General features: G+C 59.4%; 10 protein-coding genes. 6 read left to right on the forward strand and 4 right to left on the reverse strand.

The genetic code is table 11. The features are described 5' to 3' along the window. Nucleotides 1–37: 37 nt before the first annotated feature. Nucleotides 38–262 carry a hypothetical protein gene (locus tag Enr8_RS12150; RefSeq protein ID WP_146431866.1) on the reverse strand — a complete coding sequence of 75 codons (225 nt, stop codon included), beginning with the start codon at nucleotides 260–262 and terminating at the stop codon, nucleotides 38–40. Between the two features lie 226 nt (nucleotides 263–488). On the opposite strand from Enr8_RS12150, the gene Enr8_RS12155 reads away from it, so the two are divergent. From Enr8_RS12155 to Enr8_RS12165, 3 genes are all read left to right on the forward strand, one after another. Then, the gene (locus Enr8_RS12155) at nucleotides 489–2039 is read left to right on the forward strand and encodes a dicarboxylate/amino acid:cation symporter (protein ID WP_146431868.1); all 1551 of its coding nucleotides are present in this window, start codon (nucleotides 489–491) and stop codon (nucleotides 2037–2039) included. Between the two features lie 126 nt (nucleotides 2040–2165). Beyond that, nucleotides 2166–2813: a hypothetical protein gene (locus tag Enr8_RS12160; protein ID WP_146431870.1), complete on the forward strand. Its 648-nt coding sequence runs from the start codon at nucleotides 2166–2168 to the stop codon at nucleotides 2811–2813. 284 nt (nucleotides 2814–3097) lie between these two features. Next, nucleotides 3098–3967: a hypothetical protein gene (locus Enr8_RS12165; RefSeq protein ID WP_186767611.1), complete on the forward strand. Its 870-nt coding sequence runs from the start codon at nucleotides 3098–3100 to the stop codon at nucleotides 3965–3967. A 431-nt stretch (nucleotides 3968–4398) separates the two neighbouring features. Here Enr8_RS12165 and Enr8_RS12170 read toward each other — a convergent pair whose 3' ends face one another. Both Enr8_RS12170 and dnaE read right to left on the reverse strand, forming a co-directional pair. After that, a complete protein-coding gene (locus tag Enr8_RS12170; protein ID WP_146431874.1) occupies nucleotides 4399–5784 on the reverse strand; it encodes a DUF1598 domain-containing protein in 1386 nt (461 codons plus the stop codon). Between the two features lie 283 nt (nucleotides 5785–6067). Then, on the reverse strand, nucleotides 6068–9613 hold the full coding sequence (gene dnaE / locus Enr8_RS12175; RefSeq protein ID WP_146431876.1) for a DNA polymerase III subunit alpha: 3546 nt from the start codon (nucleotides 9611–9613) through the stop codon (nucleotides 6068–6070). Nucleotides 9614–9892: 279 nt separating this feature from the next. Here dnaE and Enr8_RS12180 point away from each other — a divergent pair, with 279 nt between their 5' ends. Next, entirely contained in the window at nucleotides 9893–10687 is a 795-nt protein-coding gene (locus Enr8_RS12180) for an endonuclease/exonuclease/phosphatase family protein (protein WP_186767612.1), read from the forward strand. A 134-nt stretch (nucleotides 10688–10821) separates the two neighbouring features. Here Enr8_RS12180 and Enr8_RS12185 read toward each other — a convergent pair whose 3' ends face one another. Continuing rightward, a complete protein-coding gene (locus tag Enr8_RS12185; RefSeq protein WP_146431880.1) occupies nucleotides 10822–11985 on the reverse strand; it encodes an aldose 1-epimerase family protein in 1164 nt (387 codons plus the stop codon). A 301-nt stretch (nucleotides 11986–12286) separates the two neighbouring features. Here Enr8_RS12185 and Enr8_RS12190 point away from each other — a divergent pair, with 301 nt between their 5' ends. Then, nucleotides 12287–13534 (forward strand): cupin domain-containing protein, encoded by a 1248-nt coding sequence (locus tag Enr8_RS12190; RefSeq protein WP_146431882.1) that lies wholly within the window; start codon nucleotides 12287–12289, stop codon nucleotides 13532–13534. Nucleotides 13535–13643: 109 nt separating this feature from the next. Then, on the forward strand, nucleotides 13644–14678 hold the full coding sequence (locus Enr8_RS12195; protein ID WP_146431884.1) for a sugar phosphate isomerase/epimerase family protein: 1035 nt from the start codon (nucleotides 13644–13646) through the stop codon (nucleotides 14676–14678). The last annotated feature ends 33 nt before the right edge of the window (nucleotides 14679–14711 follow it).

Below are 14711 nucleotides of genomic sequence, written 5' to 3' on the forward strand. Positions count from 1 at the left end.
GCCGGCGACAGGCCATCCTTTTTTGCGTCCGCTTCGATTAGCGACCGTGGCGCCAGTGGTGAACGCGACGAACCGTGTTGCCGTAGAAATGGCCGGGACGATTCGGGCGATGCAGCAGCGGTTGCGAGCGAATCGCGTCGCGCTGGGCTTCGGTCGTGACGATCACGTCGAACCAGGCGGCCGAACTTTGTCCAGCGCCGATCAAGCAAAACGAAAGAGCCAACAGGGCCAGCAGCGACAGTCGAAGTTTGCGTAGGTTCATGTTTGTGTTTCCCAAAATCTAGAATGCGACGTCATTCGATGAAAAATTAGCACACGAATTTCGCGGTGCGTCGTTTTTTCGCCACACTGCGCGAAGTACCATATCGGGTCAATTGTTTTCACCGCTACAAGCTGTCGCCCCGGAAGTTGAGTAGTTTCGCTCAAGCTTCTCCGTTATCTTTAACGGTCAGCCAAGCAGGAACAACATCGTAGACACGGGGTACTTGATGACCGCAGAAGAACCGCAACCGTCCCAACCCTCCAACAGCGGCGGCTTCACCGGCCTCATTCTGATCCTCGTCGGCATCTTCGCCGGCGCCCTGGTCGGACTGCTGTATGGCGAGACGATGTGGCGGGCCGCGCATGGCCCGTCGAAAGCGGTCGAAGTGCTCGAAAAAACCTTGGCGCAAAAGGAGTCCTTCTCGCAGCGAGCCGCGGACGCAGCCGCCGCGACCGACGATCGTGAAGCCAAGCAGCGGCACGAAAAAGAGTCGCAGCGCCTTGCCGATCAAGCGGTCAAGGTCGACGCTCGACTCCAGGAGATGGAAACCATCGCCGCCGATACCGAGAAAGAGCGGGCCGCCGGTCAGCTCTACTTTGCCGAGACGGTCTGGATGCTGACCGAGTTTTGCGGCGACGTCTTCTTGCAGATATTGAAGCTGCTGGTCATTCCGCTGGTGATCACCAGCATGATCACCGGCATCACCTCGCTGGGGGACATCCGCAAGGTCGGCCGTGTCGGCGTCTACGCAATCACCTACTACTTCATCACCACCACGATCGCCGTGCTCATCGGCTTGATCATGGTGCTGGTGATTCAGCCGGGGACCCAGGCCGACGACACCTTCGCCTATCAAAGCGAATCGGTCGCCGAGAAAGAACAAGGGACGCCGATCGAAAAGCTGCTGGAAGTGGTCCGTGGCAAGCCAGGCGATCCTGGCAGCGGTATGTTCCCCGCCAACATCTTTCAGGCCGCCACATCGACCAACGTGCTCGCCCTGATCGTGTTTGCGATCGTGTTCGGTTCGGCGCTGACCACCATCGGCGAAGAAGGGATGATCGTGATTCGCTTCTTCCGCGCCGCCAACGAAGCGGTGATGAAGATGGTGCACATGGTGATGGCGATTGCGCCGGTCGGCATCTTCGGCCTGGTGGCGACCAACATCGCCAAGAATGGGGGCGCCGCTGGCTTTGGCGAACAAATGCAGCGGATCGGCTGGTACGTGGCGGCGGTCTCGATCGGTCTGCTGTTGCATGCGTTGGTCCTGATGTTAATCGTCTGGTACTTCGGCAAAAAGAATCCGCTGAAATACGCGATGGGAATGTCACGGGCTTTGCTGACGGCGGTCAGTACTGCTAGCAGCTCGGCGACGTTGCCGATCACGATCGAATGTGTCGAAGAAAACAACGACGTCTCGCCCAAGGCGGCCGGCTTCGTCCTGCCGCTAGGCGCAACGATCAACATGGACGGCACTGCGCTGTACGAAGCGATCGCGGTGATCTTTATCGCGCAAAGCCTTGGAATTCCGCTTGGTGTTGGCGAATTACTTGTTATCTTCTTAACCGCGTCGCTGGCTGCCGTTGGCGCGGCGGGCGTGCCGGAAGCCGGCCTCTTCACCATGGTGATTGTCCTCCAAGCAGTGGGGCTACCTACCGAGGGTGTCGGCATCATCCTGGCGATCGACTGGTTCCTCGACCGACTGCGCACCACCGTTAACGTGTTTGGCGACTCAATCGGCGCGGCCGTAGTTGATAACCTCGTCGTGTCGCGCCCATAATAGCGAACCAGCTTTTCTAATTTCGACTTTTCCAAACTCCTCCTCACTTGCTGCCCGAACCGCGGCGACATCCGCTGCGCGGATCCTCCTCCTGTTCTCGCTCCTCCTCCAAAAAAGTCTTGTCTCATGCTTCGTTTCCTGTCGGCGACGTTGGTCGCCCTGGCTTGCGCCAGCGCTATGTCAAAACCGCTACTCGCTCAGTCGTCGAAACCGAAAAAAGTCGAACTGCGCGAGATCTTTGGCGCCCAAACCGAACGCGAAATTACCGTCACTCGCGTCGGTGACCTCGACGACATCACGATCCGCTTCGGCGGCAAGCAAGCCAACGTCAGCCTGGCGTCGGTCGCCCCGTTCCACGAGTGGCCGCTCGCTCAAAACGCCGAGTGGGAAAAACAGCGAGATCAACTGAAGCAACGAGCCGTCGATCAGCTGCTCGACAAAAAGTTCCGCATCCGTCTCTGCTGCTGCCAACAGGCAGGCCAGCACCCGGCCGTGTATCTCGACGAGCGCGCCGACTATCTGATTGATCGCGAAAGCATGTGGGAAGGCCTGAAACCGGCCGAGCGAACCGGTTGGGCTCGCACTTCGCAAAATATCGATCTGGTCTACCACGGCCTGACCATCTATCGCCCGACTGGCGAACATCGGCCGCAAGACCTGGAAAAGCTGTTTGAACGGGCCCAACAAAACGCCGAGGTCTTCCGCCGCGGCCTCTGGAAACAATTCCGCTTCGCCCGAGCCGTCGAGTCGATCGACACCCAGGTGAGGCACTAGGAAAAGTCGAAAGCGGAGAGCGGACAAGTCCCTCAAACACTAACCCGAGGCGCGAGCCGAGGGAATGTGCCCGCAAGCAAACAAACCGGATCGCAGCACGCACCTTTTGATCCCCATCCCCGTAGGGTCCGCTACGCGGACCAAGGGCCTGCCGCTTCGGCCGTTTGGCGCAGGATCGTGGTCCGCACAGCGGACCCTACGGTCTTTCCAACCATCTCTTGACGCATCCCATCGCCGGGGGTACTCTTCGGCCCCCAGTGATCACCTGTCAGGGAGCCAACTGCGTGACGATTGCCCGGCGGTCCATTTCGACTCTGCTTACGCTAGCGTTATTGTGCGCGACCGCGAAGGCGGACGGTTTGTTGAATTCGGCCGTCAGCGAGGCTCGCGAGGGACCGACGCCGAGCAGCGCACCGGCCCCCTCCTCCTCCAGCAAGCAGAGTAACCATACCGACGACGATTGCAGCTGCGATGATAGCTCGTCCGATAGTAGTGGGCTGTTTGCTGGCGGCGTGGTTCTCACGTTGGGCGCCCTCTCGTCTCCCTGGTGGGGTCCGCACATGGCGCTGGGAGATAAATTTGGCGTCCCCAGTTCGTTCCGCGACTACCCTGGTCAGTCGACGCCAGGCTACATGATCATTGGCGAGGAGTGGGCCGAGCGGGGCAAACCGTACTCGGTGCGGACCAGCGTCGAGTACGACAACGACTTTAGCGATCTCTCCCGCATCGGAACCAAGTTGCTGGTCGAATCGAAGCAGCGGTGGGGCGTCGATACGCAGTGGAATCAATACTTTGAAAACCGCCCTGGCCGCGTCGACGAACTAACGACCGGCGACGTGAACCTGACCTTTCGCTTCGCCCAAAGCGAAACGATGCAGTTCCGCAGCGGGCTGGGGGTCAACTTTTTGCACGACCGCAGCGGAACCGACGCCGGCTTCAACTTTACCTACGGCGTCGACTGGTATCCGACCAAGCTGTTGATCTCTTCCAGCGAGCTCGACTGGGGCTATGTCGGCAACGCCTCCCTATTCCACTTCCGCACCACGCTCGGCATCCACTACCGCCGGCTGGAAACGTACATCGGCTACGACTACACCAACATCGAAACGGTCGAACTAAACGGTTTGGTCTCTGGCATCCGCGTGTGGTTTTGAAGCAAAGCGGAAGGAAGAAGTGCGATCGAAAAAACGTGCGCTGCGCAACTAGTGTTGGGCTCTTAGAGCGGTTTTCCTCCATCTGTATCGTTGTGGCTGGTTGCGGCCGCGCTGGTCGGCGTTGACCTGCATCAACGAATCTTGAGGATTCGCCTGCTTCGGTCGCCTTGACCAGCTTGCCTCACTAACGCCAGAAACGCTACAGCTATCAGAAAAACGCTCTAGTAGGGTCGCGACCCAGCACAATGCGGTCAGAAGCACAGGAAAGGTCGACCGCTGGGTGAGATTCGCTACGGCTTGAGCCGGCCTACAACACAACTTCGCGAGACGCATTACATGGCCACGCAAGGCCGAGGCCATGCCACCCGCGCAGAAAAAAAGCCGATCCATTGGGATCGGCTCTTGGTTTGTCGTTGGTCAGTAGCGGACGCTTAGTCCCACCACCATTGGCCGTCTTTGAGTTGCGGAACCTTGTCGGCGGTTCGTTCTTTTTCAAGGGCGCCATCTTTGTCTTCCAGCATCCGTTCCGGCAGCAGGGCGTACTTCGGTTTGATCGAGACGCCGCCGCCGATCGGCGTGACCAGGCGGTTCCCTTTCCAGACGGCGTTGACGGCCGTTTCGACCTGGGTCGGGGCGTTGTTCACTTCAACCGGGTAAGCGTTCTCGTCGTTGAAGACGCCCAGGTTCCACTGAGCTTGACCGTACAGGTCGTACTCTTGGATGTAAGCGGCCGCTATCAGCATGTCGATCTGGTTCTTCATCTGGGCGTAAACCGGCGAACGCTTGGCCAGTTCGGGATACCTCTTGGTGAAGGCCATCGTAAACATCTTGCTGGCCGCATCTTGGCCACCGGTCTGCACGCGACCGCCGTCACGAGTGACCAACTCAGCTTCGCCAACCAACTTGACCCCTTGGCCAACCAGTTCCATCGCCAGGCCATCTTCGCTCAGCTTGACGCATTCGTAATCAGGCGTGAAGAACCAGCGCTGCAAAGCGTTCGATCCGCCGCGCGACTTTTCGGTGTAGCTCGGAATGCGAACCGGCGGGCGTTCCAGCCCGATGCCGATCAACTTCATGCGATAGTCGGCTTCGACCAGCGTCTTGGCGAAGTTGGTCTTCGGTGAGATGCCGGTCACGGTCACGTCTTGCTTGCCCAGGGCTTGTTGCATGCCCGGCACCAGCGTTCGCAAATTGATCTTCGCCAGGTTCGTGCCGACGCTGGCGATGTAAGCCTTGTAGTTCCGCAGGCCTTCTTCGGTCGGGTCGATCGAGACGCCGACAAAGTTGACGCCGTTGGTCCCCGGGGCGTAGGCCCGCAGCGCGACGATCAAGTCGTCCAGCGACAAGACCGCTTTGCCGGTCGTGGTGCCGACGGCGCGACCGGTCAGATCGCTGACGAAACCCTCCGCCGGACCGGCGATCACGATGTCGCCCGACTCGGGATAGAAGAAGACGTACTTCAGTCCGGTCAGACCGGCGAGATTTCGCATCTCTTCCGGAATGGTGTTGTTGTCGGCAGTCGCTTTGGCCAGCGCGGCTTCCAAGCGATTGAGCGAGATCTTACGCAGTTCGGTCGGCTTGGTCAGCTCGGGCGACAAGTTCGCCTTGGCGGCCTGCAGGCGCTGACGCATCAGCATGCCGGTCGGATCAGCAGCTCGCTGCATCCGCAACACGCCCTGGGCGTCAACATACACGCCGGACTGCTCGATGTTGTTGTCGCCGTTGTTGTTCGTTTGAGCTGCGGCCGGCGCGACCAATAGTCCGACAGCGAAAGTCGCTAGCAGCAAGTGAAACAGCCGGGTCGAGCGGAATGCCATGTCTGATCCTTGGTCCAAGTACGCAGCAAGAAAGGGTAGGCGCGAAATGCTCACTGCGGAGGGTGCCCGCAGCGATAGAGGAGACGACAGGGATATGCAGCCTCTGCCGTTACAGCCCACCGACGGCGAATCGCCGTAAGTAAACTGTCCCTTTGATCTTAATTTGGGAAAATAGGGAAGGCAAGCAATCGTCGAAAAAGGCTCCGTCTGTACAGGTTTTTCTCCCCAGCCAGCAATCCGAAGTCATTATTGGCCGCAAGTCATTGTGGTATAAGGTCTTGCGCTAATTCTTGCTCGCTCGGCGGGCATTGGGGGGCGCCGTGATCAGTTTAAAATTCCCCTCGCCGAGCAGCTGATCGACCCGGTCCCGCATCTCCAGCGAGACGTCGACCCGCCGTGAAGTCCGCAACAGGGCCGCGTGGCCGTCGTTCAGCTGCAGCACCAGTTGCAGGTCGCAATCGCCCGGATAGGCCCGCAAAATCTCGTTCAGACTCGGCAAAATCTCGGCTCCATGATGCGATTCGTCGATCCGGATGCGGACCCCTTTGGTGTAGCGGGCATGAGCGTCTTCGATCGGCACGAGGTTGTTGACGATCATATTCGCCTCGTCGTCACCCCCTCGTTTGTCGACGCGACCTTCGACAACAAAGACCGCTTCCGTTTTTACCAGATCTCCGAAATTTGCGTATTGCTCGGGCCACATGATGCAGCGGATCGCGCCGTTGACGTCTTCCAGGTCGAAGTTGGCGTACTTCGTATTGTTGCTCCCCGGGCGGGCTCGCTTGGTATGGGCCAGCTTGATTGACGAGATCATCCCCCCCATCACCACATCTTGCTTGTCCTTCATCGCCGGAATGTCGGTCGAGGTGTGCGAGCAATAAATCGCGAACGACTTCTCGTACTCGGCCAGCGGGTGACTGGTCAGGAAGAAGCCGAGCACCTCTTTCTCGTACAGCAGCTTTTCCCGTTCGTTCCACTCTTCAACGTCGGGCAGTTTGACCGCTTTCGCTTCGGCGCCGCTCGCTTCTTCAATCGCAGCGAACAGATTCTTCTGCCCCGCTTTGCGGTCGGCCAGGGCCGCCGCGCCGGCGGTGATCGCCTTTTCGAGGACCGCCGCGATCTGAGCCCGAATCGGGTGGAGCGTGTCGAAGGCGCCCGCTTTGATCAAGGTTTCAATGGCCGAGCGGTTGCACTGCGAGGTATCGACTCGTTCGCAAAAGTCGAAGATGTCGGTAAATGGGCCATCTTTCTTCCGCGCGGCGACAATCGCCTCGGCCGCGCCGCCGCCGCAACCTTTGATCGCGCTGAGCGCGAACGGAATATTGCCGTCGACCACCGAGAACTCGACGTCCGACGAATTGACGTTGGGCGCCAAGACCTCGATCTCCATCCGGTCGGCATCTTCCATATGCTCAACCAGCGAGTCCTTCGTCTTGAAGTTACGCCCCGAGATATCGCCTGACAGCAAGGCCGCCATAAACTCTTTGGGATAGTGCGCCTTCAAGTAGGCGGTCTGGTAGGCGACCAGGGCGTACGCGGTCGAGTGGCTTTTGTTAAAGCCGTAACCCGCGAACTTGACGATCATCTCCCAGAACTCTTCGGCTTCTTTCTTGGAGAGACCTTTGTCGGTCGCCCCAATCATGAACTGCTCGCGGTTCTGCTGGATCAGCGCCTCTTTCTTCTTACTGATCGCCTTAATACAGGTATACGCTTTGGCGAGCGGAATATCGCCGAGACGATTCAGAATCCGCATGACTTGTTCCTGATAAACCATCACGCCGTTGGTTTCTTCCAGGATCTCTTCGAGCACCTCGTGCTTGTACTCGGCCGCCTTGCGACCGTTCTTCACTTCGATGTACTCGTCGACCATGCCCCCTTCGAGCGGGCCAGGTCGATAGAGCGCATTGGTCGCGATGATGTCAAGGAAGCTGTCTGGCCGCATCCGCCGCAACAGGTCGCGAATACCGCCGCTTTCGAGCTGGAAAACGCCCTTCGTCTCGCCGCGACGCAGCAGCGCGAACGTCTCTTCGTCATCGAGCGGCATCTTGTGGATGTCGAACGGCTTTCCTTCTCGCTGCTCGATCAGGTCGATCGCGTTCCGCAAGATCGTCAAGTTGCGCAGGCCCAGGAAGTCCATCTTCAGCAGGCCGGCCGCTTCGACGTCGTTCATCGACCACTGCGTGATCAAGTCTTCTTTGCCGGTCACGCGGCAGAGCGGCACATACTCGGTCAGCGGCTGATCGGCGATCACCACCGCCGCCGCGTGCGTGCCGACGTTGCGAGCCAGACCTTCGATCTTCATCGCCAAGGTCAGCACTTCGCGGGCTTCGCTGTCATGCTCGTAGGCGTTCTTCAGCTCTTCGCTCGCTTCGATCGCCGCCTTCAACTTGATGCCCAGCGTGTCGGGCACCATGCCGGTGATGGCGTTCACGCGATCCAGCGGCAGACCGAGTGCACGACCGACGTCTTTGATCGCCGCGCGAGCCGCCAGCGTACCGAACGTACCGATCTGGGCGACGTTGTCTTCGCCGTACTTGTCTTTCACATAGCGAATGACGAGCCCCCGCCGCTCTTTGTCAAAGTCGATATCGATATCGGGGGCTTCCAAGCGGTTTTCATCCAGGAACCGCTCGAACAGCAAGTCGTACTTGATCGGACAAACGTGGCTCATGTAGAGCGCATAACAGACGATCGCGCCGACGCCGCTACCACGAGCCGTGGCCGGAATATTCTGCTTCCGGGCTTCGACCACAAAGTCCCACACGATCAAGAAGTAGTTGGGGAAGCCCAACCGGCTGATCACCCCCAACTCGCGATCAAGTCGCGTCATGACGACTTCCGACAGCTCGCCGCCGGGACACATCTCTTCGTTCCCGTCGTACCGCTCTTTCAGCCCCTGAATGCAAAGCTCGCGCAGGTACTCGTCCGCCGTTTTCTCCGGCGGAAGGTCGAACGTCGGGAAGTACCGCTTGCCCAGTTCCAGGTCGATGTCGACCGTGTCGGCGATCTCTTGGCTGCGCGAGACGGCGTGTTCGAGACCCGGAAAGTCGGCGTACATCTGATCTTGCGAACGGAGGAAGAACTGATCGTTTTCCATCCGCATGCGATTGGTGTCGGTCCGGAAACGACCAGTATTGATGCAGAGCATCACGTCTTGCGCTTCGGCGTCTTCTTGATCGACATAGTGCGTGTCGCTGGTCGCCACCAGCGGCACGCCCACCTTGTTGGCGATTTCGACCGCGCCTTCCAATTGCATCCGCTGGATGTCGAGACCATTGTTCATGATCTCGATGAAGTAGCGATCGCCGAACACCTTCTCGAACCAAGAGCAGATGTTGGCGCCTTCCTTCATCAAGTCTTCGGTCGACGTGCCGCGGAGGATCGCTTTCGAGAATTCGCTGCTGACGCAACCGCTGAGACAGATGATACCTTCGCTATGCTTCTCCAGAATCTCTTTGTCGATCCGAGGCTTGAAGTAGAACCCTTCCAGGTAGGCGGCCGACGAGAGTTTGACCAGGTTGCGAAAGCCGGTCTTGTTTTGCGCGAGCAGCGTCAGGTGATAGTTCGAGTCGCGCTGGCTGCCTGACTTTTCAAACCGGCTGCCAGGGGCGATGTACGCTTCGTAACCGATGATCGGATTGATGTCGTTCGACTTGCACTCGCGATAGAACTGCAGCGCGCCATGCAGGTTGCCGTGGTCGGTGATCGCCAGCGAGTTCATCCCATGGCTCTTCGCTCGATTGACCAGTCGCGGAATCGATCCAGCTCCATCGAGCAAGCTGTAGTGCGAATGGCAATGCAGATGGACGAAGCGGCGATCATCGCTCATCAGATCCTCCCAGGCGAAAAGAGCAGCGTTCCTTCAGGGCGGCGAAAGCGTCGCCGCGGTAGACAGCCCTGATTCTACCGTGACCGGGTCGCGATGATAACCGGCAACCTTTTTTTGCGGATCTTCGTGAGGGACATTTTCCGTTTCCCAGCTTGCCCAGCCCGCATCTTGGGTTTCAATAGAGAGGTCCCCCGTTTTCAACCCGCGGAGTTTTCACTGGTGTTACGTATTTTCTCGCTTGTTTGCCTGGCGTCGTTGGCCCTGACCCCCTCGCTTGTCATGTCGGCTGAATCCCAAAATTCGCTCGGCGTCATGTCGTTCAACATTCGGTATGGCGCCGCCAATGATGGCGAAAACCGTTGGGACCTGCGCAAGCCGCTGGTGGTCAATACGATCAAGCGATACGACCCCGACCTGCTGGGGACGCAAGAGTGCCTGCCGTTTCAGGAAGCGTACCTGCGTGAAAACCTGCCGCAGTACGATTGCTACGCCGTCAGTCGCGAAGGTAAGGGGACCAAGGGAGAAGAGTGTGCGATTTTTTATCGCAAGTCGCGGTTTGAGCGGCTCGATCAGGGGAGCGTCGCGCTGAGCGAAACGCCGCAGAAGATCGGTTCGGTCAGCTGGGACTCGTCGCTACCGCGTATCGCCTCGTGGGTGAAGCTGCGCGACAAGCAGTCAGGCCGCACGTTCACGTATTGGAACGCCCACTTCGATCATCGCGGCGCCACGGCCCGCACCGAATCAGCCAAGCTGCTGGTCGCGTTAATGAAAGCCGCCGACGACAGCGGCCCGGTCATCTTGACGGGCGACTTCAACGCCGACGCCGGCTCGCCGCCCCACAAGGCGCTTAGCGGCTATTTGAAAGACGCCTGGGACGCGGCCAACTGGAAAGGCTCGGCCTGGACGTTCAACGGCTGGAGTGATCGCGACAGCGGCGCCCGGATCGACTGGATCTTCCACTCCCCCAGCTTCACCGCGTCCGACACGACGATCGACCGCTGGAAAAGCGACTCCGGCCGTTACCCGTCCGATCACTGCCCAGTCACGACGACCCTGACGTTTGGGGAAAAGTAGTCGATTGTTGGGCAGCAATTAGCTCAAGACACGTGTGCCACTGCTGGCTTGTCCAGCAGTGCGTAGCGGGTACCAGGTATCTATTGCTGGGCAAGCCAGCAGTGGCACACGCCAGAAGAGCCCCGCGACTACACTTACGCACACCACAACGGGTGAGGCCCATCCAATAGCTGCGGCGGCTCCGGCGCTGCCGAGCGAATCGATTGTTCCATCTCGGCAACCGATTCCGCTCCTTCATGAAAGCCGAGTTGAATCTCGAAATTCACCTCGCCGCCCGGCGGCAGTTTCACCACCCGATCTTGCTTCCCTTCAAACGAACGCGGGTTCGGGAAGTTGGTCGCCGGCTCGAGTCCCGTGACATAGCCATCCGCCTCGGCCGCCGTGTTTTTCCAGAGCGAGAAGCAGGGGAGATTCGTGGCGTCGTACGATACCGAGACGCCCCGATCGCCGCTGGCGCTTTTCAGCATCGTCCGCGTCAGGCCATCGCTCCCGGCGGCGTTCTCGCAGAAGTAGACCATCTCTTCAAAGCCAGCCTGCGGGCCGCGATAACGATCCCAACTGGCGATCTCGCCCGCCGAGTGATCATTTCGCGGCACGATCTTCTTGGCCGGCAACACCGCGGTCGCTCCTTCGGCCAGCAGCGGCGCGCCCAGGTTGATGTGATACAACAACTGCGCTTCGCAGGACTGCGCCGACAGATTGGTGATCGTGTCGGTCAGGCAAAACCCTTTCTCACCGCGCCCAATCCGATACTCAACCGTTAGCTTGACGTTGTAGGCCAAGACGCGGGTCTCGTAGACTTCGCCCCGAATGACGATCTCGCCATCGTCGGTGATCTCGGCGGTCACCTTTTGCGCCGGCTTGTTGGCGATGCGGCCATGCAGCGGGTAAAGCAGCTGATGCGTTTGCGGATCGAACTCCGGCGCACCGTTGCTTTGCAAACCGCAGCGGACCAGCAGTTCGTTAAAGCCTTCGAGCCAACCGATGCCGCTTGGTTCGGCAATCGGCACCAGGCCGGGATGAACCGGCGAAGTGACCGGCGAGTTCCAACCGATCCGCACGCCGTCGCAGTGTGCGTCCCAAACGCCCATGCCGCGGGTCGGCAAGATCCGCATGCGAAAGTGGCCGCTGGTCACTTCAACGACGTCGACCCCTTGAGACATGCCGCCGAGCATCGTCCACTTCCGAATCGACACGTCGCCGAACGGCTCGCGCGCCAGCGTCGCGACTTCCCCTTCCGGCGTCTCCAAAGCAAGGTTGTTCTCGGCGTCCAACAACGTCCAAAACATGCTCGTCATCCCGGGCCCCCAAACTGTTTAGTGTGTTCAAGACAATTTTTTGGCGCTTTTCGACACCGCGATCACGCTACTGCGCTAAAGACAACCATTCCAGCATTGTCCCGGCGTTAAGGGAAGCCCGTTTACTTGCGATGGCCAAAAAACCTGCTAAAACAGGCGTTTCGCGAGAGATCTAGATTACGCCCTGGGGGCGTAAAGCGAGCCGCGAGTCGCTGTCGGCGACGACAAATTTTTTGATTGTTTCCGACATCCGCCATCGCCCCGCAAGTCGCTCCATCTTACACAGAGAGACAAGAACGCGATGATCGAAAACGTGGTGAAAGGGGACAGCGTCGCCCCGATTCTCGATCGTGCTTTGGATGCCGGCGAAGGTCTGTTGCGGCTCTCGCCGAACTGGGTCCCCCGCAGCTTCTTGCATCCCGGCAAGCGCATCAAACTGCATCCAGATGATTGGTACGCCTATGGCGCCGAGCGCGGCGGTATCGACGAACGTTGGTTCGCCAGCACCACCGATGCCGCCAACGAGGGGCGGGTCTGGTACGAAGGACAAAGCTTCGCGCTGTTTGAAGGTCAGCACTTCCTGCTGAAAGAGGCGGTTGCCGAGCTGGGCGATCGCTTGATCGGCAAAGAGATGTTCAGCAAGTACAACCGCTGGCCGATCTACTCGAAGTTCTTCGACAACATGGGGCCGATCCCGCACCACTTCCATCAAAGTCACAAAGACGCCGCGCTCGTCGGTCAGGAAGGAAAGCCCGAAAGTTACTACTTCCCGCCGCAGTTGAACAATGTCGACAACAACTTCGCCTACACCTTCATGGGTTTGACGCCCGACACGACGAAGTCGCAGCTCCGCAAGTGTCTCGAAGATTGGAACAAGGGGGACAACGGCATCCTCTACCTTTCGCAAGCCCATCGCCTGAAGCGGGGGACCGGCTGGTTGATTCCGCCTGGCGTGCTGCACGCCCCCGGCTCGCTTTGCACCTACGAACCGCAATGGGGCAGCGACGTCTTCGGGATGTTCCAGTCGCTTGTCGAAGGGCGCGAGGTCCCCTGGTCGCTGCTGGTCAAAGATATGCCGGAAGAGAAGCACCAGGACCTCGACTTCATCATGGGCCAGCTCGACTGGGAAAAGAACGTCGACCCCAACTTCAAGGCCAACAACTATCTAGAGCCGATCATTGACGAGTCGCGCAGCGGCCAAGGCTACACCGATCGCTGGGTCGTGTACGGCACGGTCGATGGCGAGCAACTCTTCAGCTCGAAAGAACTGACGGTCGAGCCTGGCGCCAAGTGCACGCTTCAGGACCCCGGCGCCAGCGGCTGGATCACCGTCCAAGGGAGCGGCCGCATGGGTAAGCTGAAGCTGCAGACCCCGGCCATGATTCGCTTTGGCGCCGAGACCGAGGACGAAGTCTTCATCTCGCACGAAGCGGCGAACGCTGGCGTCGAAATCGAAAACACCGGCAGCGAGCCGCTGGTCGGGCTCCGTTACTTCGGGCCGCACGTCCATGACAACCTGCCGGCCGTTGGCGACTTCCGCAAGTCGTAAGACCGCCTGATCTACCGAGCCCCAGAGCCACGTTCGCTCGGGGCTTTTTTGTCGCTTTGCGACGCCCACCCCATCACTCGATCACTACCGTTTCTGCAAGGGATGAAAAATGAGCGACGCTACCCACGCAATGCCGAAGCTTCATAACGCGATGTGGCCTGGCCTGGTCGGCAAAGAAGAAGGGTCTGACCATCCGCCGATCAGTCTGGACCGGATGCTCGAGCTGACCGCCGCCGCCGAAGTGAACGGCCAGAAGTTTGAAGGGATCGACTGCTTCCTGTTTCATCCGCACACCGACCCTGACGCCTCGGAAGACGAACTGAAGGCGCTGGCCGACAAGGTCGCTTCGCACGGCCTGAAGATCGGCTCGCTGGTCGCCCCGGTCTGGCCCGGCACCGTCGGCGCTTCGGCGATGGGCAGCACCGAAGATACCGAGAAGTTCAAACTGGCGATCGAAAAGGCGTGCCGCATCGCCAAGATCTTCAATGATCATGGCGTCCGCGAGTATGGCGTGATCCGGATCGACTCGGCGACCGGTACCGAGACCTGGTTTGAAGACCCGGCCGGCAGCACCGCCAAGATCGCCGCCACCTTCCAAGAAGCAGGCAAAATCGCCGCCGGCTATGGCGAGCGCCTGGCTGCCGAAGGCGAAATCTGCTGGGCCGGCATGCACTCGTGGCGCGATGTGTTGAACCTGCTCGAAGCGGTCGACATGCCGCAAACAGTTGGGTTCCAAGCCGACCTGGCCCACACGTATCTCTACCTGATGGGTTACAACGCCCCGGAACACGCCCTGCTGAAAGATGGCTATAGCGAAGAAGAATTCTACGCCGCCTACAAGACCATGACCGACGCGTTGCGGCCGTGGACGATCGACTTCCACGTCGCCCAAAACGACGGCACCGTCCACGGCACCGGCGCCCACGACAAGACAGGCCGCCACTGCCCCGCCGACGACCCCAACGGCAAACTCGACATCACCAAGTGCTCCGGCTACTGGCTCGAAGGCGCCAAAGACCGCGGCATCAAGCACATCTGCTGGGACGGCTGCATGTTCCCCAATGAAATGCTGGAGCAAAGCGGGACGTGGAATACGATCTTGGATGCGATGGTGAAGGTGCGGGGGGCCCATGGTTGGGCGTAAATGACGAATGTCTAATTCCATCCTAGAGATCCA

The sequence above is a fragment of the Blastopirellula retiformator genome, assembly GCF_007859755.1.
In the GTDB taxonomy this organism is placed as follows: domain Bacteria; phylum Planctomycetota; class Planctomycetia; order Pirellulales; family Pirellulaceae; genus Blastopirellula; species Blastopirellula retiformator.

What these genes read in the sequence shown, in the direction of transcription:
- Enr8_RS12150 (WP_146431866.1), bottom strand. Translation starts at nt 262, where the DNA reads ATGAACCTACGCAAACTTCGACTGTCGCTGCTGGCCCTGTTGGCTCTT.
- Enr8_RS12155 (WP_146431868.1), top strand. Translation starts at nt 489, where the DNA reads ATGACCGCAGAAGAACCGCAACCGTCCCAACCCTCCAACAGCGGCGGC.
- Enr8_RS12160 (WP_146431870.1), top strand. Translation starts at nt 2,166, where the DNA reads ATGCTTCGTTTCCTGTCGGCGACGTTGGTCGCCCTGGCTTGCGCCAGC.
- Enr8_RS12170 (WP_146431874.1), bottom strand. Translation starts at nt 5,784, where the DNA reads ATGGCATTCCGCTCGACCCGGCTGTTTCACTTGCTGCTAGCGACTTTC.
- dnaE (WP_146431876.1), bottom strand. Translation starts at nt 9,613, where the DNA reads ATGAGCGATGATCGCCGCTTCGTCCATCTGCATTGCCATTCGCACTAC.
- Enr8_RS12180 (WP_186767612.1), top strand. Translation starts at nt 9,893, where the DNA reads ATGTCGGCTGAATCCCAAAATTCGCTCGGCGTCATGTCGTTCAACATT.
- Enr8_RS12185 (WP_146431880.1), bottom strand. Translation starts at nt 11,985, where the DNA reads ATGACGAGCATGTTTTGGACGTTGTTGGACGCCGAGAACAACCTTGCT.
- Enr8_RS12190 (WP_146431882.1), top strand. Translation starts at nt 12,287, where the DNA reads ATGATCGAAAACGTGGTGAAAGGGGACAGCGTCGCCCCGATTCTCGAT.
- Enr8_RS12195 (WP_146431884.1), top strand. Translation starts at nt 13,644, where the DNA reads ATGAGCGACGCTACCCACGCAATGCCGAAGCTTCATAACGCGATGTGG.